This is a genomic window from Nocardia sp. NPDC050408, from assembly GCF_044458905.1.
GTDB lineage: Bacteria > Actinomycetota > Actinomycetes > Mycobacteriales > Mycobacteriaceae > Nocardia.
In genome coordinates this window covers 210,468-228,594 of the sequence record NZ_JBITIL010000003.1, presented here as the reverse complement: position 1 = coordinate 228,594, position 18,127 = coordinate 210,468, and the positions used below count along the sequence as shown (strand labels likewise).

The 18,127-nt window shown below is 65.0% G+C and carries 20 protein-coding genes and 1 pseudogene; 13 read left to right on the top strand and 8 right to left on the bottom strand.

Features of this window, described 5'->3' with window-relative positions:
• Positions 1-121 precede the first annotated feature (121 nt).
• Positions 122-301 (bottom strand): hypothetical protein, encoded by a 180-nt coding sequence (locus ACIBJI_RS10815; RefSeq protein ID WP_364346618.1) that lies wholly within the window; start codon positions 299-301, stop codon positions 122-124.
• 475 nt (positions 302-776) lie between these two features.
• On the opposite strand from ACIBJI_RS10815, the gene ACIBJI_RS10810 reads away from it, so the two are divergent.
• Positions 777-938 (top strand): hypothetical protein, encoded by a 162-nt coding sequence (locus ACIBJI_RS10810; RefSeq protein ID WP_364346616.1) that lies wholly within the window; start codon positions 777-779, stop codon positions 936-938.
• Between the two features lie 17 nt (positions 939-955).
• Here the strand turns inward: ACIBJI_RS10810 and ACIBJI_RS10805 are convergent, their stop codons facing one another.
• Positions 956-1,750, bottom strand: coding sequence for a hypothetical protein (locus ACIBJI_RS10805; protein ID WP_364346614.1), 795 nt, complete (start codon positions 1,748-1,750; stop codon positions 956-958).
• 886 nt (positions 1,751-2,636) lie between these two features.
• Between ACIBJI_RS10805 and ACIBJI_RS10800 the strand changes: the two genes are divergently transcribed.
• The gene (locus ACIBJI_RS10800; protein WP_397083895.1) at positions 2,637-3,002 is read left to right on the top strand and encodes a hypothetical protein; all 366 of its coding nucleotides are present in this window, start codon (positions 2,637-2,639) and stop codon (positions 3,000-3,002) included.
• A 305-nt stretch (positions 3,003-3,307) separates the two neighbouring features.
• Here the strand turns inward: ACIBJI_RS10800 and ACIBJI_RS10795 are convergent, their stop codons facing one another.
• On the bottom strand, positions 3,308-3,643 hold the full coding sequence (locus ACIBJI_RS10795; protein ID WP_397083893.1) for a pentapeptide repeat-containing protein: 336 nt from the start codon (positions 3,641-3,643) through the stop codon (positions 3,308-3,310).
• Positions 3,644-3,813: 170 nt separating this feature from the next.
• A complete protein-coding gene (locus tag ACIBJI_RS10790) occupies positions 3,814-5,349 on the bottom strand; it encodes a zinc-binding dehydrogenase (RefSeq protein ID WP_397083891.1) in 1,536 nt (511 codons plus the stop codon).
• Positions 5,350-5,443: 94 nt separating this feature from the next.
• On the opposite strand from ACIBJI_RS10790, the gene ACIBJI_RS10785 reads away from it, so the two are divergent.
• The 7 genes and pseudogenes from ACIBJI_RS10785 (at position 5,444) to ACIBJI_RS10755 (ending at position 10,420) form a co-directional block, all read left to right on the top strand.
• Positions 5,444-6,277, top strand: coding sequence for a TauD/TfdA dioxygenase family protein (locus ACIBJI_RS10785; protein WP_397083889.1), 834 nt, complete (start codon positions 5,444-5,446; stop codon positions 6,275-6,277).
• A 1-nt stretch (position 6,278) separates the two neighbouring features.
• Complete coding sequence (locus ACIBJI_RS10780; protein WP_397083887.1) at positions 6,279-6,878, top strand: nuclear transport factor 2 family protein; 600 nt, start codon at positions 6,279-6,281, stop codon at positions 6,876-6,878.
• A 558-nt stretch (positions 6,879-7,436) separates the two neighbouring features.
• Positions 7,437-7,928 (top strand): annotated as a pseudogene (locus ACIBJI_RS10775) (chloride channel protein); the annotation flags it as partial.
• 40 nt (positions 7,929-7,968) lie between these two features.
• Positions 7,969-8,415, top strand: coding sequence for a chloride channel protein (locus ACIBJI_RS10770; RefSeq protein ID WP_397083885.1), 447 nt, complete (start codon positions 7,969-7,971; stop codon positions 8,413-8,415).
• A 108-nt stretch (positions 8,416-8,523) separates the two neighbouring features.
• Positions 8,524-9,150 carry a TetR/AcrR family transcriptional regulator gene (locus tag ACIBJI_RS10765; protein ID WP_397083883.1) on the top strand — a complete coding sequence of 209 codons (627 nt, stop codon included), beginning with the start codon at positions 8,524-8,526 and terminating at the stop codon, positions 9,148-9,150.
• A 44-nt stretch (positions 9,151-9,194) separates the two neighbouring features.
• Positions 9,195-9,851 carry an ABC transporter ATP-binding protein gene (locus ACIBJI_RS10760; protein WP_397083881.1) on the top strand — a complete coding sequence of 219 codons (657 nt, stop codon included), beginning with the start codon at positions 9,195-9,197 and terminating at the stop codon, positions 9,849-9,851.
• 92 nt (positions 9,852-9,943) lie between these two features.
• Entirely contained in the window at positions 9,944-10,420 is a 477-nt protein-coding gene (locus tag ACIBJI_RS10755; RefSeq protein WP_397083879.1) for a nitroreductase family deazaflavin-dependent oxidoreductase, read from the top strand.
• Here ACIBJI_RS10755 and ACIBJI_RS10750 read toward each other — a convergent pair whose 3' ends face one another.
• On the bottom strand, positions 10,421-10,537 hold the full coding sequence (locus ACIBJI_RS10750) for a multicopper oxidase domain-containing protein (RefSeq protein ID WP_364346596.1): 117 nt from the start codon (positions 10,535-10,537) through the stop codon (positions 10,421-10,423).
• A 253-nt stretch (positions 10,538-10,790) separates the two neighbouring features.
• Between ACIBJI_RS10750 and ACIBJI_RS10745 the strand changes: the two genes are divergently transcribed.
• Positions 10,791-12,944 (top strand): hypothetical protein, encoded by a 2,154-nt coding sequence (locus tag ACIBJI_RS10745; RefSeq protein ID WP_397084235.1) that lies wholly within the window; start codon positions 10,791-10,793, stop codon positions 12,942-12,944.
• Between the two features lie 139 nt (positions 12,945-13,083).
• On the opposite strand, the gene ACIBJI_RS10740 is transcribed toward ACIBJI_RS10745, so the two are convergent.
• Positions 13,084-13,347 carry a hypothetical protein gene (locus ACIBJI_RS10740; RefSeq protein ID WP_364346594.1) on the bottom strand — a complete coding sequence of 88 codons (264 nt, stop codon included), beginning with the start codon at positions 13,345-13,347 and terminating at the stop codon, positions 13,084-13,086.
• 61 nt (positions 13,348-13,408) lie between these two features.
• Complete coding sequence (locus tag ACIBJI_RS10735) at positions 13,409-14,623, bottom strand: FAD-dependent monooxygenase (protein ID WP_397083877.1); 1,215 nt, start codon at positions 14,621-14,623, stop codon at positions 13,409-13,411.
• 311 nt (positions 14,624-14,934) lie between these two features.
• Between ACIBJI_RS10735 and ACIBJI_RS10730 the strand changes: the two genes are divergently transcribed.
• The 3 genes from ACIBJI_RS10730 to ACIBJI_RS10720 are packed head-to-tail and all read left to right on the top strand — an operon-like array spanning position 14,935 to position 17,275.
• Positions 14,935-15,387 (top strand): CBS domain-containing protein, encoded by a 453-nt coding sequence (locus ACIBJI_RS10730; protein ID WP_397083875.1) that lies wholly within the window; start codon positions 14,935-14,937, stop codon positions 15,385-15,387.
• Between the two features lie 28 nt (positions 15,388-15,415).
• On the top strand, positions 15,416-16,705 hold the full coding sequence (locus ACIBJI_RS10725) for an SLC13 family permease (RefSeq protein ID WP_397083873.1): 1,290 nt from the start codon (positions 15,416-15,418) through the stop codon (positions 16,703-16,705).
• An 18-nt stretch (positions 16,706-16,723) separates the two neighbouring features.
• Positions 16,724-17,275: a TerD family protein gene (locus ACIBJI_RS10720; RefSeq protein WP_364346586.1), complete on the top strand. Its 552-nt coding sequence runs from the start codon at positions 16,724-16,726 to the stop codon at positions 17,273-17,275.
• Positions 17,276-17,459: 184 nt separating this feature from the next.
• Here the strand turns inward: ACIBJI_RS10720 and ACIBJI_RS10715 are convergent, their stop codons facing one another.
• Positions 17,460-18,098 carry a helix-turn-helix domain-containing protein gene (locus ACIBJI_RS10715; protein ID WP_329408038.1) on the bottom strand — a complete coding sequence of 213 codons (639 nt, stop codon included), beginning with the start codon at positions 18,096-18,098 and terminating at the stop codon, positions 17,460-17,462.
• Positions 18,099-18,127: the final 29 nt, after the last annotated feature.

Here is an 18,127-nt window from a genome sequence, read left to right as displayed (position 1 = left end):
TTCTGGCCGGAGCTGGTCCTCGGATTCGAACTGATCCCGATCGCGCACTGAAATGCCGCCGAGCGGGGCAACTCCGAGCCACAGTGATACTCCAGCAAACGCTCGGTGACAGATTGACTGATCAGGTGACAGATAGGGCGATCAGCCACAGTGTGGACAAGCGGTAAGTGTCGGTAGCGGTGCGCACGATCCCGGCCGCAGGGATCTGCACGCCTTGCGGGCCTACCCCCGTTGCTGGCGCATCGCGCGGGCGCACCACGACGACGTGCACGCGAACTGTGGCACCCGACTGCTCCCGCACTTGCGATGGTTGCGGCTCATGCGCGACGTGCGACGGCTGCTACTGCGGCGAAGCCGAGGACGAACCACGCCAGCTGATCGCTAGTGTCCTGAGTCGTTAGTTCGTCGCTAGCTGGGTTGGTGATGAGCGGCTCAATCTTGGTCGCCAAACCTGAACCCGGCGGCGAGCAGGCCCGTGGGGTCCAAGTCCGCCGGATTCGGCGCTAGCGTGATCAGCAACGTCCTGAACAGCAGGTTTCCCGGTGGCCAGCCCATTTCTGCGAAAACCGGCGCTAAGCGGTTACCGCGCATAGGTTCCGACTATGTGCGGTTGCTCTTATGCCGACCTGGGGAAACGACCCTTCCCGGGGTATGACGACTCCGGAAACTATGTGCGGTAGGGCTTACCGCCAGATCTGACGGACTTGGACCCCACGGGCCGGAAAGATCCGCGACGCGGGCGATAGCCACGGCCATGGGCGAGGAGATCGCGGTGGGTGACCGCATCGAGTGGTGCAGCGACATCGACGGCCGCCCCGTCGATCCCGAGGCACGGGACGTACACCGGCACCGTCGACAGCGTGCAACGGCATCCGGACGACGCTACCCGGGTGGTGGCGTACACCATCTGCTCGTCCTGGGAGTCCGGTGGATTGTAGAAAGGGTCTTGAACCGACTACTGGTTCCAGGCGGGGCATTGGTTGGGGGAGTACGAGGCGCTGGCCGTCCCGCCCTCCCACTCAGTCATGTCCACGGGATCCCACTGGAGCAGCGTGCTGGCGTTGCGAATGCAATTGTCGAAGTCGAGCACGCCATAGCGACAGCAGATGGAGAGGTCCTGCTGCAGTTGCTCGTACCCTTTGCCTGCCTTGTACATCATCGTCACCTCGGTCCGGACGACGCCGAGGTAGAGATTGCCGCGATTGCGCGACAGGAGCCCGACCTGCTGGAAGCTTTGTTTCTCTGCCTCCCCTTGGTTCTCGAGCGCCAGCTGGCCTATTTTCTTGATGGTCTCCATGACGGCGTTGAAGTTCTCCGGAGTCATGAAGCTCTGGGCCAAGTCCTCCACCGCGTCGACGACCTTCCCCAGGGACAGCGGGGAGATGAACGTAGAGCGGGTGTCATTTCGGTAGCCTGAGAAAGCCGGCATCGCGGAAAACTTATAGATGTAGTTGTTCCAAGCGACCGGGTCGAAGGCCGTGCTCTCCGGGTTGAAGCCGCTGAGGCTCGCGGCCTTGCGCATGAGGGTGGCGGCGACCGACTCCCACGTGCTGAATTTACTCAAAGGCCCCAGATCGGGCAGCGAGCTGCCGTCTTCCACCGCTATGTTGCCCACCGCCAGTTCGGCGCTCTCAGAGTCGAACTGCGAAAGCTCGGACATCGTGGCGGCGTCCGGCTTGTGGGAAGGCATCTGCCACAGCGTGATCTCCACGGCCTCTCGGCGCAGCTGGGATTGACTGATCTCGGTCATGACTGCTCCTTGTCTGCGGGTGAGGTGCTACACAGCGAGATGAGACGACGTTTGAAGGACTCAGCTGTTCCAGGCAAGGTGGCGAAACGATGTAGCTGTCCGTGCTGCCGACCCGGGCATTCGCGCCCTGGGGACCCTACGCGAGCATCGTGCTGGCGTTGGGAAACAGTTGTTGAGGTCGAGTGCGCCGTAGCCACGGCAGATGGAGAGGTCCTGCTGCAATGCAGCCTAGCCAAGTGTGATCATGCTGGCCGGGACTATCTCTAATTCGGTCGGCTTACTCTACTTGGAGTCAGTAAGTTCGGGTTCTGATTTCAGCCTGATTCCACCGATTTGGTTTCTGGATGGTCCGCGCGCTTGTGGTGCGGTGATTTCCGACGTCGGTCCGGGATGATCGGGCGCATTCGTGAACGGTGAAAATGGCCTCAGTGGATCAGGGCTTTGCTCGTGGCTGGACCGGCCAGTGGCTGCTGCGGTATCCGGCCAGGGTGTCGATGGAGGTTACGAATGCCCTTGTGGAACGCCGCGTCGACCTCAGCAATCTCGACCTCGACCGGGCTGCTGAGCTGATCGCTGCCCGTCGGCCGGGCTGGCTATCGCGGGGTTTGACGGCGTCCGCTCTTACGTACCGGGACCCGGCTACGGATACCCGGACTCACATGTAACTCGCTCCGAGCGTTCACGATCCGTCGAATCCGCAAGGTAGGTCCGAACAACCGCCCGCCGAACTGTTCGAATGTACCTTGCGGCCTGCAGATCAGCGCGGCGCTGTCCGCAAGGTTGAAGCGGAATGGACAGGACTGGCAGAGCGCGCGGAAGGGGATGTCTCTGTGTGTGGCACACGTGACGGTCCGGTATGTCGGGGTGGCTCGGTATCTTCTCGGCCATGACCGACATCAGCCCGCTCGCCAACGCCGCGCGGGCGAAATTCGGTGCCCCCGGGATCCACGCCTTCGTCCGATCCGGCCGCACCGTGCACGCGGTGCGGCTCGGGCAGTGGGTCGGTGGGGAGGAGGTGCCCGAGTTGGTGTGCCGGACCGGTGTGGCGGGGGTGGGATCCGGGCGCGCTCGTCGCGACTCGCGCGGAGGTCAGCTGCGCGCGGTGCCGGCGGATCCTGGGCGGCACCTACCGCGAGGCCCAGCTGCTTCTGTTCGGTCGGGACCGGTAGCTACTTTCGCGGCCGTACAGCAGGTCGCCGCCGTACAGCGCGAGGAGGCCTGTGGGGTCCAAGTCCGTCAGATCTGGCGGTAAGCCCTACCGCACATAGTTTCCGGAGTCGTCACACCCCGGGAAGGGTCGTTTCCCCAGGTCGGCATAAGAGCAACCGCACATAGTGTGCGGCTATATGCGGTAAGCGCTAAGCGCCGGATTTCTCAAACATGTTCCTCGACCCCCGAGCAGGTGACGGCGAAGGCAAGGTGTATTGCGCGGTCGTGCTCGACGCTTCTCCCGGCGGGTGGTGGGTTGGTCGATTGATTCCAGCCAGACCGCGGCGCGGGTGACCAACGCTTTGGGCATGGCGATCGCCAACCGGGGCACCCGACCGGGCGCCACCATCATCCACTCCGATCACGGCGTTCACCTCCTGGGCGTTCACCGATCGCGCGAAACGTTCCGGGCTCGTGCCGTAGAGGCACACCCCTGAGCAAAGCCGCTCCGCTGAACGCCGCGTTGGCGCTGAAGGCTGCTCCGCTGAACATGGCGCCGGCACTGAAGGTCGCCCTGCCGAACGAAGCGGCGCGGCTGAAAGTCGCCTGGACGAACCCGGCGCTGCCGGAAAAGGTCGCGCCCTGGAACCGGGCGGTGCCGCTGAAGGTTGCTCCGCCGAACCAGGCGTCGCTGCTGAAAGTGGCACCGTCGAAATGGACGATGCCGAACGAGAACAGGCTCACCGATGACGAACACGAAACCTACTTCGGCCGCGACCGCACCTCACACGAACCCATGAAATTCGACGAGTAGTCATCGCCCTTCGGAATACGCCAAAGCGGACAATAACGCCCCCGGACAGGCGAACACTGCACGGATGCAACACCGCTACTTCACCAGTCCATCTGCGGCGTCAGGACCAGGGCGTAAGGACCAGTTTGCCTCGGGTGCGGCCGGATTCGGCGAGGTGGTGGGCGGCGCGGACATCGGTGAGCGACATGATCCGGTCGATGTGCACGCGCAGTCGGCCGTCATCGGCCAGCTCGGCGATCATCGCCAGGTCGGTGGCGGACGGCCGTCCGGTCACGCGGCGGCAGCGCGGGTCGTCGGCCGCGTCGGAGTCCTGGGCGGTGATGTAGCGGCCGCCGTGGCGCAGCACGCTCAGCGAGCGGGTGCCATAGCCGCCACCGACCAGGTCGAGCACGACGTCGACCGGATCGATGGCCGTAGTGAAATCGGTTGTCGTGTAGTCGATCAGCGTGTATGCGCCGAGTGAGTACAGGAAATCATGGTTGACGGCACGGGCGGTGCCGAGCACCTGCGCGCCGCGCAGCGCCGCGAGCTGCACGGCGAGGTGACCGACCCCACCGGCCGCGGCGTGGACCAGAATCCGTTCCCCACCGCGCAGTTGCGCCAGTTCCAGCGCCTGCCACGCGGTCAGTCCGGCGGTCGGCAAAGCTGCCGCATGCGGGTGATCCAGGCGGGGTGGCTTGGTCGCGAGGGAATCGGCCCGGGCGACCACATACTCGCTATAGGTTCCTGTGCGGCCGAAGATCATGCCGAAAACCTCATCACCCGGCTCGAATTCGATGACTTCCGGACCTGCTTCGATCACGGTGCCGCTGATATCGAACCCGAGGGTGAACGGCGGCGGCCCGAGGTGTGTCACGGCGCCGGTCCGCAGTTTCCAGTCCACGGGGTTGATCGCGGTCGCCGCCATGTGCAGCAGCAGCTCGCCGGTGCGTGGCACCGGCCGCGGCAGATCGACGGTCTCCAGCACCTCGGGACCACCGAAACTGTTCTGGCGGATGGCTTTCATGGTCGTGGCGCGCGGTTCGAGCTCTTCGAGCAGGTTCTCGATCAGCTCGACCGTTTCGGCGTGGCCGGTATGGGTGCCGAACATTTCCTCGAGATGCAGCATCCGGGGTATGGCCGACATCAGGAAGGCGGCCGCGGCGGGCGGAATATCGTGGCCCGCAACGTGATATCGGCGCACAGCGTGATCGAGCGTCGCGCGCAGGGTTTGCCGCACCCGCTCGCCGCCCTCGCCGATCACCGGTCCGATGGCCTTGCGGTGGTTGGCCAGCGCCATGAACTCCAGGAGCAGCTTCGTTCCGGTCGGGTCATTGGCGTATGCCCACACCGCGCGCAACGGCCGGTCGGTCTCGGCGGCCCGGGCCAGACGCGTCACGGCCCGGTCGGTCCACCTCGTCAGCACCGCGATGAACAACTCGTCGAGTGATGGAAAGTAGTACTGGACCAACCCCGGCGTCACGCCGGACTCGGTCGCTGTACTGCGGAAGGTGACCGCCGCGTACCCCTGCTCACGCATGAGTGTGCCTGCCGCCCGCACGATCTGCTTGCGGGCCTGCGACCCCCGCGAGCCGACGCCCCGCTGCAACCCCATCGCCTGTCCTCCGATACCACCGGCACTCGGATTGCCGGCCATCCACGGACACCATATGTTTGCCCGAAACGAGAATAGCATTCTCGAATATGGCTTACAGTCATTTTGTACGGACCACCAGTAAGGAGGGATCGCGATGACGGTCACCGTCAATACCCTGGACCCGTTCGGCGTGGAATTCCACGGCGTCGCGGGTCGTGATCTGGTCGGCCGCGCGGCCGCCGACGACTGCCGGGCGGCCCTGGACGAATACGGGGTGGTGATCTACCGCGAACTGCACATCGCCGACGACGATCTGGTCGCGTTCACCCGTCTCCTGGGCGAGCCGGTGGCCTCGCGCACCGGCGAGCATCGACTCGCCGAGATCGAGACGATCACTCTCGACCCGGCGAAAACCGGTGCCGTGCTGGCCTCCTATCGCAAGGGCAATTTTCACTGGCACATCGACGGCGCCACCCTCGAGGTCCGGCAGCGGGCTACTCTGCTCGCCGCGCGGGAGGTCGACGACACCGGCGGCGACACCGACTTCGCCGATACCTTCCTCGCCTACCAGGCGCTGTCCGCCGAGGAGAAGGCGGAGCTGGACGGTCTACGGGTGCAGCACAGCTTCACCGCCGCGCAACTGCTCGCGAATCCCGATCCCACCGATGCCGAGCGGGCTGCGTGGGTGCGGGTCCCCACCCGGATTCACCCGTTGGTGTGGACCCGGCGTAGCGGTCGCAAGTCGCTGTTGATTGGCGCGACCGCCGACCATATCGTCGGCCGCCCGATCGAAGACGGGCGTGCGATGCTGAACCGGCTGCTGGAGTGGGCGACTCGGCCGGAGTTCACCTACCGGCATCGGTGGCGTCGCGGTGACCTGGTCGTCTGGGACAACACCGGAATGTTGCACCGTGCCGTCGCCTTCGAGCCGACCTCGCGGCGGCTCATGCACCGCACAACTGTGGTCGGTGTCGAGGCGGTCGCCTGAGATGTCGAGCGAATCCGACCTGGCCGCGCTGGGGCGGCGCGTGCGCTACCTCGAGGACCGCGCGGAAATCCTGGACTGCATCGCGCGCCACGCCCGCGGCTGCGACCGCCACGACAACGAGTTGATCACCAGCGCCTACCACCCCGACGCGGTCGACGAGCACGGCAACGCCACCAACACCGGAGCCGACTACGCGCAGTGGGCCAACACCGCCCACGCTGCGTCCTCCCGGGTGCACACCCACAACATCACCACCCACACGTGCGACATCGACGGCGACACCGCGCACTGCGAGAGCTATTCGATCGTGGTGCTACTCGGAACCGACCGTCGCACAGCGCAATTCATCAGCGGCCGCTACCTCGACCGCCTCGAACGCCGCGACGGCCACTGGCGAATCGCCCTGCGCCGCTCCACGGTCGAGGTCATGTTCACCGCCGACGCCTCGGTTCTGAACTCGAATTTCTTCACCGACCAGGGCTATCAGAAGGGCACCAGGAACACCGACGACCTGTCGTACCGGCGTCCGCTGCTCCTGCAGACACCGGCCCCGGCACGCTGGAGTCCGGCCGCCGAATCTGCCCGGCCCGAAGGCCGCTGACCCCCGCTTCGACAACAAGGAGCACACCTGGGGTGCCGGGTACGCCTGCCGCCGCCCCCCGTCACGCACGCTACCGAGGCGGCCACTATCTTGGCCGCCTTCCTGACCGCACTTCACCAACCCGCCCCCGATGGAGCGCCCACTGGCCGGGACCGCGGCCGGTATGAAAGACGCTCAGCCGCAGCCGATTACGGCAGAACACGCCACCGCCAACATTGAAACCACCACAGCAATTACCTATATTAGATGTCATCGAACACATGGTTCAGGCAAATCTGCCGCACTGAGGGGTTCAAGTCCCCTCTCGCGCATTACTCGAGCACGTATTTGCGTCAAATCTGACGCAAATACGTGCTCGATCACCTCCTCATGCACCTTCCCCGCCGGCTCTCGGGCAGTCAGACGTGGCCCGCGACAGCGAAGCCGCTCGCAGCACACAGTTCCGTCACCGGTGACGCCTTCGCGTGCGCGAGTACAGGTTCGCTCGCCCTCTTACACACGGCAACCGCACAACTGAGACGGACATGTGCACGAGCGATCCCTCGCACACCCCGCTGAGTGCGAGCGCTGGCGTCGGCGGTGTGCATCGGCGGCGGTGGGTCGGCGGGTCTGATCGGGCCGGTCGTACAGATCGGATCGGCGACCGGATCGGCTGTGGCGCAGACCTTTCGGCTCGACGCGTCGCGGATGCGGCTGTTGGTTCCCTGTGGGGCCGCTGGGGGTGTCGCGGCCGCGGTCAACGCTCCCTTGGCCGGGGCGTTCCTGGCGTTGGAGTTGATTCTGCGCAGTTACACCGTTGAATCGGTTGTCGCGGTCGCGTTGTCGAGTGCGGCGGCCAGCGTCATCGGGCAGGTGATGCGCAGCGATGAGCCGTTGCTGTCGCTGCCACAGTTCGCTGTTCACGATCCGGTCGAATACGTCCTGTATCCGATGCTCGGCATTACCGCCGGAGTCGTCGGCGTGTGCTTTTCGAAAGTGCTGTTTCTGGTGCGACGCCTGTGCGATCGGGTGTGGCGAGGACCGGAGTGGGCACGTCCCGCCGTGGGCGGGCTGGCGTTGGGGGCAATGCTGCTGGCACTGCCACAGCTGTATGGGGTTGGGCTATCCAGCGCTCGAGGCCGCGATCCGAGGCCGCTACGCGATCGGGCTGGTGCTGGTGTTGCTGGTGGCAAAGATGCTCGCGACCAGCCTGACCCTCGGCATCGGCGGTTCCGGTGGCGTATTCGCACCGACGCTGTTCATCGGCGCAATGGCCGGAGTCGCGTTCGGGGATATCGCCCATCATCTATTGCCCGATGCCACCGCATCCGCAGGCTCTTACGGCTTGATCGGCATGGGCGCCGCGCTCGGCGCCGCCACCCGCGCCCCGATCACAGCGGTGACCATCGTGTTCGAGCTCACCGGCGAATACCCGAGGATCCTGCCACTGCTGGCCGCGGTCACGATGGCCACTCTCACGGCACGACTGTTGTCGAAGGACACGATCTGCACGCGGACTGTGTCGCGAGACGACACCGATGTCGAACGCGCGCATTGAAAGGCCGATCACCCGAAATTGCCTATAGCAATTGTTGCATAGTGCTACTGTTGATTGGGTAACCGCCCAAGGCGATTGCCCAATACGGGGTCCGACGGGAGGAAATCCGTGGTTACGGCGGCTGAGCAGGGACAGGAAACGCGCGCCAAGCTGATGGCGGCGGCTGTTGAGCTGATCGCGGAGCAGGGATGGGGTGCGGTGACCACTCGGATGGTCGCCGAACGCGCGGGTGTGCGCCCAGGATTGGTGCACTACCACTTCCCATCGGTGACCGACCTGCTGGTCGATGCGTCGTTGCAGTTGGCACGCACGGAATACGACGCCGTGATGGCCGGGGTGCTCGCGGCATCCGGACCTGCCGCGATGACGCAGATGCTCATCGCGATCGGTTCCTACACCGGGACGGACACGGCAACGGTGGCGATGAGCGAGATGATGCTGGCCGCCACCCGCCATGAGCGGCTGCGAATCGAGTTGGGGCGCTTCGTCGCCGAAGCGCGCGCTGCGATGACCGCATGGCTGCGTGAGCAGGGATCGACCGTGGACCCGGAAGCCACCGCAGCGGTGGTATTAGCACTTGTCGACGGCCTGATCCTGCACCGCATCATAGACCCCACCTTGCGCGCGGTGAACGTGACCGGCCCGCTGCTCCGGGCGGCGGGATTGACCGAAATCCCAGATAGCGAAGGAATTTCCGGTGACCGAACAGATGAATACGAGCGCACCGACGACTGACCGACCGCGCGGTGGATTCCACCTGCACGCAGTGTGCAAGACCTATGGCAAGGGCGAGGCCGCCGTGCACGCCCTCACCGATATCGACCTCGACGTCGCACCGGGCGATACTGGGTGCCAGCGGCTCGGGCAAGACCACGCTGCTCAATATCATCGGCGGCATCGAATCAGCCGACAGTGGATCGGTAATCGTTGCGGGCCAAGATATTTCGGGAAAACACCCGGCGGCTCTCGGGGCGTTCCGGCGCGATCACGTCGGCTTCGTGTTCCAGTTCTTCAATCTGATCGCGAGTCTCACCGCGCGGGAGAACGTCGAGGTCATCGTCGAGCTGACCGGCTGCGGCGAGTGCTGCCAGGTTCCGGATCTGCTGGCGGCGGTCGGGCTGAGCGACCGCGCGGATCACTTCCCGGCCCAGATGTCGGGCGGTCAGCAGCAGCGGGTGTCGATCGCGCGTGCGCTGGCGACCGACCCGGACCTGGTACTGGCCGATGAACCCACCGGTGCGCTGGATGTCGCCACCGGACGCGGTGTACTCGAGTTGCTGCAGCGCACCAGCCGCGCGGGCCGCGGTGTGGTGATGGTTACCCACAACGAGGTTGCCGCCGAGATCGCCGACCGCGTGGTCCGTATGCGCGACGGCCGCATCGTCTCTGCCGACACCAACGCCGCCCCCGTCGACGCCGCGACCATCAGGTGGTGATCGGTGTGCTCCTGGCATCGAATCGCGTGCTGCCCAAGAAGATGCTGAGCCCAGTAAGCCCCGCTGCTGAAACCTACTGGAGGAGAACGGAAATGGCCTCACCGAACCTCGCCACCCAGCTCGGTGCCCGAGCCCTGCAGACCCGATGGCTGGTGCGAGCGCCCATCTGGCTCTACCGAGCCGGGCTCGGATTCCTGTTCGGCACACGGATGCTCATGCTGCAACACATCGGGCGCACATCCGGCGAACGCCGATTCGTCGTACTCGAGGTCGTCGACCGGCCCGCGCCCGACGAGTTCGTCATCGTCTCCGGATTCGGCACGAAAGCCCAGTGGTACCGCAATATCCAGGCACATCCACACGTCCGGATCTCCACCGGCATCCGACGCAACCTCGCCGCGACCGCGACTCCGATGACCAACGACGAATCGTCCACCGCGCTCGAACATTACATCCACCACCACCCCGGCGCCTGGGACAAGCTGCGCGAGACCATCGAACACGCAACCGGCAGACCGGTCGACACGCTGCCGATGGTACGGCTGAACGTATCGAGGGCCGCGTCCTGATCACGATCGAGCACGGACCTCGCGGCGAGTGGTCATACCTTCCATCATGTGGTCGTCGACATGGCAGCGGAATTTCCCGGATACCGGGTTATCGGGGCGCATGTCCGCGGTAATCATGCCGGCGGCAGTAGCACGGCGACGTCGGTGCGATGGCCCGGGATCACGACGGTGCTGCCATGCCGGTGCAGGGTGCGCGGTCGGTCTCGCTGCGCCGCCGACCGCCCGAGAAATATGCATATGGCAACTGTTGCAGAGTGCCTCTTTCCGGTAGGGTCTGGAGCTCGTGGTGGCTGGCGCGGCAATCGAATCGCGGAAAGACGTGGGTAGATGGGCGGCGATTACCGCACTGGGTGTGGTCACGGGCTATGCGATGGTGCTACTCGCCAACGCCCGCCACTTCTACACCGACGACACCGAATCCCAGTACGGCCCGATGTGGGTGATGCTCGGCAGGCAGCTGCGCGGGGGCCACTTCCCCGCGCTCGTGCCATGGGAATGGATGTCGGGCAACTACTCGATGGAAGAGGCGGGCCTCTACAACCCGCCGCAACTGCTGGTCGATCTGATCGCGCCCTCGGTCGACAATCTCGCCCTCTACGTCACCGTGGTGAAGCTGATCTTCTCGATCATCGCCGCGCTCGGGGCCTACCGGATCTGCCTGGTCTACAGCGCCCGCCCGCAATGGGCCGCGGTCGCGGGTGTGGCCTTCCCGTTGAGCGGATGGTTCCTGTTCTTCGACGAGGCCAGTTGGGCAACCTCGCTCACCGGTACCGCGTGGATGGTGCACGCCTGGGCGTCGGCGGTCCGCTACGCGCGGGGTCGTAGTGGACCGATTCCGGTCTTTGTCTTCCTGTATCTGGCGATCTCGGTCCAATATGTGTTTCCCGCAGTCGAATCCGCGTTGATGATCGTCGCGGTCGCGGTGGGTGAGGCGATCTACCAGCGGCGGTGGGCACCATCGCTGCGGCTGCTGCTCGCCGCCGGATGCGCGGGCTTGGCGGGCCTGGAAACCTACCTGCCCGGAATGCTGTCCTCGCCGGTGACCTGGCGGGGAAACGAACGAATTCTCAACGACCCCTTTCTGACCGTGCCGTGGTCGGAATCGCTGAACGCGAGCCTGCCCAGTACCGTGCCCGCGTTCACCGGCTGGTGGGGATATGTCCAGCCGCTGCCGATGGTCTATATCGCCTGGTTCGTTATTCCGGCGCTGGCGTTCATCGACTGGCGGGCAACTCGAGCCTCGGCACGCGAGCTCAGCGGGGTCACTCTCTTCGCGACAGCGGTACTGATGTGGTGCGCCGGGCCGGGCCGCATCGGGCCACTACGGTGGCCGGCACGCGTGCTGCCGATGGTCGCTCTCGCACTACTGGTGCTGGTGTGCGTATTGCTCAGCCGCTACGGCAGCTTCGCGCACTGGCGCCAACGCGGGATCGCCGCTGGCGTGCTGATCGGATTGCTATTCGTGCGTTCGTTTTCCGCGGACCCGCACGATGTGCTGCGGCATCTCGCCGCCGCCGCGGCGGTCGCGGCGCTCGGGGCCGCCGCGGTCTGGCTCGTCCGCACCCGAGGCGTCGCCATCGGATGCGTGCTGACCATCGTGTCCATGTTCCCGATCGCCTACTGGCAGGTGCACAGTGCGCCACCGACGCCGATGTCCTACGGCTTCCCGGAGCGGCGTTCGGAAATGACGGCCACGTTCCCCCATTTCGACGGTGTCACACTGCAACTCGCCGATCGCGCGCTGTTGCGGGGTGACGACATGAGCCTGGCCGGTGCCTACGGATCCCTGTCCTTCGGCAACTACGCGAAGAACATGGGACTGGACTACGTCAACGCCTACACCCCGATCGGCTATGCGGCGTTCAGCGCCATTCTGTGCATGGGCTGGGACGGCAGCACCTGCCCGGACGCCTACCGACGCGCCTTCGATACCGAATCATCCACGGGCCGAACGATTGTCGACCTGATGAAGGTCGACAGGGTTGTGCTGCAACGGGCGCAGTATCCGGAGGCGGGCAACCATCCCGCGCCGCCCGGCTGGAAATGGGTCGACTATCCAGGTCACGAGCGCTACATCTGGGTCCTCGAACGAGACGGCGGCCCGATCTCGACCAAGAACGGCCTCATCGCCGACACCACCGGCGTCACCGCCACCTCGGCCGAGCGCACCAGCCTCACCAGCAGGATCCGGGTGACCTCGGCCAACGGCGGCCGGGTCGTCTTCGCACGGCTAGCCTGGCCCGGCTACCGAGCCACCCTCGACGGCCGCGACATCCCATACCATATGGTGGCGAAAACTTTTGTCGCCCTCGATATTCCAGCTGGCACGAACAACAGCGAACTGATCCTCACCTGGCGACCACCAGGCTGGAAAATCGGCATCGCGACCGCGCTGGCCGCGATCGCGGGCATCTGCGCATTGCAGTGGGGACACCTCCGACCGCGACGGCGTGACGAAGACCTGCCATCGCCGCAGGACCACGTACCGGACGAGCCAGAGCGGGTATTGGCGAGCGTCTCATAGCAGCTGGGGCTACTTCCCGAACTCCGACGCTGATCATGCCATCGTTCGCGGAAATACTCGTCGTCGGCCCTCGATGATGTCCTCGGACAGCTGTCACGGCTGGTGCTCCTGGATTGGTCATGCAGATGCGGGAGCCGGTTCAGGATCTGGCGTCTGAGGCTCGAGCCCAGGAGCGGGTGCCGGTGGTTGGCTGCGCAGCCTTGCCAGTTCCGGCCTGCGCTTGCTCTGCCAACTGGTTGCGCTGGGCGTCGGTCATCTGTGAATAGCGCTGCACTACAATGGGTATCGTCCGATTGAATGATTCGACGCACGTGAGATCGCGGATGCTGCCTTTACCCGCGAGAATCGTGCCGATCTGCTTTTTCAGATCGGGGTCCGCGCTAGCCGCTATGGTGCGCGACACCTGGGACACCTGCCGCGAGACCGTCGCATCACCGTGCGCGACGTCGAGAATCGGTTGCGAACTACCCGCGAGTTTTGTCGAATCCCGCGTAGTCCTTGACGGTGATCGAGTCGTGCAGGCGCACCCCCTTGGCGTTGAGTTCGGCGGCGGCACGGGCGAGCGGTGCGGGCAAGATGTCGATCAGGCGCACCGCCTGGACCATTGCCCACAGCTGGTAGCGTTGGGCGGGAACGATAGTCTTCGCGGCGGCAACGGCGAAACGACGGCTGCGGCGGACATAGTCGCCGATCTCGTGTTCATATGCGGCGAACGCGGCGGCGTAGTCGCCGGAGTGGGCAGCGAGTTCACCCGCGAGAACATAGGCACCGACCACAGCCATGCTGGTGCTGCCACCGACCGCCGGGCCTGGGCAGTACGCGGCATCACCGACCAAGCTGACCCGGCCACGCGACCAAGTGTCCAACCGCAGTTGCGTGATGGAGTCGAAGTAGAACGACGGGGTGTTCTCCAGCTCGGCCAGCAGCCGAGGCACCTGCCATCCCATATCGCCGAAGTGCTCACGCAGCAACTGTTTCTGCCGCTCGATGTCACGATAGTGGTAGTCCAACGGTTGCGGCGGGCGCAGAAAGAACCCCGCGCGCCCATCATCGATGTGGGCGGCACCGTAGACGCCAGCGACCCGACCGACGTCCACAATCATCTCCATCACCCCGTCCAGATTCGAGTAGTTGGGGACGGAGAAAATCGCCAGATAGGCGCCGAGCCAGGTGGAAAATCGGGACTCCGGGCCGAAGACCAGTGCCCGCACATTCGAGTGCAGCCCGTCGGCTCCGATGATCACGTCGAAGCGCTGTGCCGGGCTGCGTTCGAAGGTGACATGACCGTCGTCGCTGATCGCGGAGATAGAGTCGGCGTAGATGTAGTCGACGTCGGAACATGTTGTGTTGTAGAGGATTTCGCTGAGATCGTCGCGCATGATCTCGACGTGGTTGTCGGAGACAGCTGTGAACATCTTGCGCAGATCGAGTGTTACCGGACGCGCGGCAGGCCGGTGTATCACGAGCGTATCGGTCCCGGTGGCCTTCGCTCGGATCTCCTCGGCTACTCCCATCCGCTCCACGATCGCCATGGCCGGTCGGAACAGATCCACCGCGTGGCCGCCCGTCTTGCGCGGCGCTGGTGCGCGTTCGACAACGGTGACGTCGAATCCGTACCGGCTGAGCCAGTAGGCGAGCGCGGGTCCGGCGACGCTGGCCCCGGAAATCAGAATGCGCATCGGTGCACCTCGGGTTATCGAACTCATCGGCCCGCAGCGGGGACCCATATTCGATCCTGCACCTCCCGACTTCTTCACGGATCGAATCGAGCGCTACCCTCCGCGCCCACGGTTTGCTCAACTGGCGTTTTTACGGCATCTTTACGGGTGGTGCGCCGGGAAGTCTGGTCGGCAACCCGATCCGGTCGGCGGGTCGGGCGGTCCGGCGAAGGGGTGGCTCATGGTGGCAGGCGCTACGGCGACGGTTGATCGTGACGATGTCGATGGTCGATATGTGTCGGTGTGGGGTCGGGCGGTCGTATCGTGCTGGTGTGCACGCAAGTCAAATGGCCGAGGACTATCCGTCGGTGACCAAGGATTCCGAGGCGTCGGCGGCGGCGAGGCTGCTGGCCGAGCATCGGCTGCCGGGCATCGTGGTGACCGACGCCGACCGGGTGCCCCTTGCGGTGCTACCGGCGTCGCAGGTGGTGCGGTTCCTGGTGCCGGGATATGTCCAGGACGATCCGGCGCTGGCCGGGGTGTTGTCGGAATCGGTGGCCGATCGGGTCGCGGAAGCATTGCGCGGCAAGACCGTCGGCGATCTACTCCCGGAATCGAAACCCAAAACCGTCCTGCCGGTAGCCCGCGCCGACGACACCGTGATCGAAGTCGCCGCCCTGATGGCCCGCTGCCGATGCCCGTTGATCGCGGTGGTCGACGGAACCCGGATGATCGGCGTGATCACCGCATCACGGTTACTGCAGGTGGCACTCGCCGCGATGTAAACGGCTGCCCGCGCATGGGTGGACCACGGTGACCGCCGTCGCGGTCACCGCATTCGTAGTGGCGTATCTACTCATCGCCACCGAACGCATCCACAAAACCAAAGCCGCGCTCGGTGGCGCGGCGGTGATCCTCGCACTGGGAGTGCTCGATTCCGGGGAGGCGTTCTTCTCCCACGACACCGGCGTCGACTGGGATGTCATCCTGCTGCTGTTCGGGATGATGATCATCGTCGGGGTACTGCGTCAAACGGGCGTCTTCGAATACACCGCGATCTGGGCGGCCAAGCGCGCCAAGGGATCCCCAGTGCGGGTGATGATCCTGCTCACTCTGATCACCGCCGTCGCTTCGGCGTTCCTGGACAACGTCACCACCGTGCTATTGATCGCACCGGTCACCCTGCTCGTGTGCGACCGACTCGGCATCCGCGCCGCACCATTCCTGATCGCCGAAGTATTCGCCTCCAACATCGGCGGCGCCGCGACCCTGATCGGCGACCCACCCAACATCATCATCGCCAGCCGAAGCGGATTGCCGTTCAACGACTTCCTGGTCCACATGACACCAATCGTGGTACTCGAACTTGCGGTGTTCACCCTGATCCTGCCGAGGCTGTTCCGTGGCTCCTTCGACGCCGAGCCCGATCGGATCGCCGATGTGATGGCACTGGACGAACGTGAAGCCATCCGCGACCGGCGACTTCTGATCGAATGCGGTGTCGTGTTACTCGCGGTGTTCACCGGATTCGTGGGCCATTCGGTACTACATGTCGATCCGTCGGTGGTCGCGCTGCTCGGGGCCGGGGTCCTGGTCCTGATCTCCGGCACCGAACCGACCGACTACCTGTCCGGAGTCGAATGGGAAACGTTGCTGTTCTTCGCCGGACTATTCGTGATGGTCGGCGCACTGGTGAAGACCGGTGTAGTGGAGACGATGGCAGGCTGGGCCACCGACGCCACCGGCGGTAACGCGCTGGTGGCCGTCATGTTGATTCTCGTGGTGTCGGCGCTGCTGTCCGGGATCATCGACAACATCCCATACGTCGCGACGATGAGCCCATTGGTCGCCGACCTCGCGGCCGGAATCGACAACCCCGGGCACACCGACGCCCTGTGGTGGTCGCTGACCCTGGGCTCGGACTTCGGCGGCAACCTGACCGCGGTCGGCGCCAGCGCGAACGTCGTGATGCTCGGCATCGCCGCCCGCGCCGGAGCACCCATCTCGTTCTGGGAATTCACTCGCAAGGGCGCGGTCGTCACCGCCATCACCATCGCGGTCGCCGCACCGTATCTGTGGTTGCGCTACTTCATATTCGCCTGACAACAAAGGGAGAAACCATTGTTCGTAACGCTGCGCGACCAAAGCGGAGCGGCCCTCAACCATGTCACCATGGCGCTGGGTTGGGATCCGGTCCGCGCCCGCCGCTGGTTGCGCTCGCGGTCGGTCGACATCGACCTGAACGCGGCGGCGCTGCTGTTCGCCGCCGACCAGATCGTCGATGTCGTCTACCACGAACAACTCAGCTCCCGCGACGGCTCGGTACGACACCTCGGCGACAGCACAACCGGAGAAGGCAAGGGCGACAACGAAATAATCACCGTCGACCTGACCCGACTACCCCCTGAGGTCACCACCGTCGTCTTCATCGTCACCTCCTACTCCGGCCAAACCTTCGACCAGATCGAGAACGCGTTCTGCCGCCTGGTCGACGGCGTGTCCGGTACCGAAATCGCCCGCTACGACCTGACCGGCGGTGGAACCCACACCGGCCTGGTCATGGGCAAACTGTCCCGCATGAACGGGGTGTGGCGGTTCGACGCGATCGGCGAAGCCATCCGCGCACAACACCCGGTCGAGGCGATCCCCCAACTGCGGGCATTCTTGATCTAGCTGTTGTGGGACAGAACGTTGATGTCGTGACCGCGTCGGCGCCGATACCGGAAAGATGGTTGTCGGCGAGCCTTCTCTCAGCTTGCTCGGCGAACCAGTGCCTCGCTGGCAGACGTACCAGCGGCGAGTGTCCAGAGGAATCGGCAAGCCAGCTTGGGGGTGGTCATCGACGCACGGAGCCGCGTCATTGGGGGGCTTGTCGCGCACCGAAGATGGCTCGCAGGGCTGTCTCGTCACCTTCGATGTCGACGAGTGTACGGATTGCGTCGAGGTCGAGCATGCCTGCCGCCAGGCCGAGAACGATCGCGGCCTCTGCGCGCACGACGGCATCAAGGGCTCGACCATCGTGCGGACTGACATCCAGGCCCGAGCGGGTCGACCGCACCTGAAACATCTGACCGTCGATCCCAACCCCGACCGTCGATGATCGATCTGCATCCACCTTGCCGCGGAGCAAGGCCGGGAGAGCCACAGCCAGCCATTCGGGACGGAAGCGGTCGTTGGCGGGGCCACGCACCATCAGCGGTGTGGACCACCGGATGAGCCCTTCGATGGGCTCGCGCAACCCGGCACCCCACGCGGTGAGTGCGTACATTACCGCGTTGCCATGTTCGGCAAGCCGGCGCTCGACGACGCCTGCGGCCTCGAGGTCGCGGAGCCGGTCGGAGAGCAGATTGGTGGCCACGCCGGGGAGCCCATCGAGCAGTTCGCGGTAGCGGGCGGGAGCCACCAGGAGCTGGCGGACGATGAGCAGATTCCACCGGTCGCCCACGACATCGAGCGACCGGGCAAGACCGCAGTACTGGCCGTAACTTCGACTCATCTCCACCTGCTTGACATTCTAAAGTTCAC

What these genes read in the sequence shown, in the direction of transcription:
- ACIBJI_RS10805 (WP_364346614.1), bottom strand. Translation starts at nt 1,750, where the DNA reads ATGACCGAGATCAGTCAATCCCAGCTGCGCCGAGAGGCCGTGGAGATC.
- ACIBJI_RS10800 (WP_397083895.1), top strand. Translation starts at nt 2,637, where the DNA reads ATGACCGACATCAGCCCGCTCGCCAACGCCGCGCGGGCGAAATTCGGT.
- ACIBJI_RS10790 (WP_397083891.1), bottom strand. Translation starts at nt 5,349, where the DNA reads ATGGCCGGCAATCCGAGTGCCGGTGGTATCGGAGGACAGGCGATGGGG.
- ACIBJI_RS10785 (WP_397083889.1), top strand. Translation starts at nt 5,444, where the DNA reads ATGACGGTCACCGTCAATACCCTGGACCCGTTCGGCGTGGAATTCCAC.
- ACIBJI_RS10780 (WP_397083887.1), top strand. Translation starts at nt 6,279, where the DNA reads ATGTCGAGCGAATCCGACCTGGCCGCGCTGGGGCGGCGCGTGCGCTAC.
- ACIBJI_RS10770 (WP_397083885.1), top strand. Translation starts at nt 7,969, where the DNA reads ATGGGGTTGGGCTATCCAGCGCTCGAGGCCGCGATCCGAGGCCGCTAC.
- ACIBJI_RS10760 (WP_397083881.1), top strand. Translation starts at nt 9,195, where the DNA reads ATGGCAAGGGCGAGGCCGCCGTGCACGCCCTCACCGATATCGACCTCG.
- ACIBJI_RS10755 (WP_397083879.1), top strand. Translation starts at nt 9,944, where the DNA reads ATGGCCTCACCGAACCTCGCCACCCAGCTCGGTGCCCGAGCCCTGCAG.
- ACIBJI_RS10750 (WP_364346596.1), bottom strand. Translation starts at nt 10,537, where the DNA reads ATGATTACCGCGGACATGCGCCCCGATAACCCGGTATCCGGGAAATTC.
- ACIBJI_RS10745 (WP_397084235.1), top strand. Translation starts at nt 10,791, where the DNA reads ATGGTGCTACTCGCCAACGCCCGCCACTTCTACACCGACGACACCGAA.
- ACIBJI_RS10735 (WP_397083877.1), bottom strand. Translation starts at nt 14,623, where the DNA reads ATGCGCATTCTGATTTCCGGGGCCAGCGTCGCCGGACCCGCGCTCGCC.
- ACIBJI_RS10715 (WP_329408038.1), bottom strand. Translation starts at nt 18,098, where the DNA reads ATGAGTCGAAGTTACGGCCAGTACTGCGGTCTTGCCCGGTCGCTCGAT.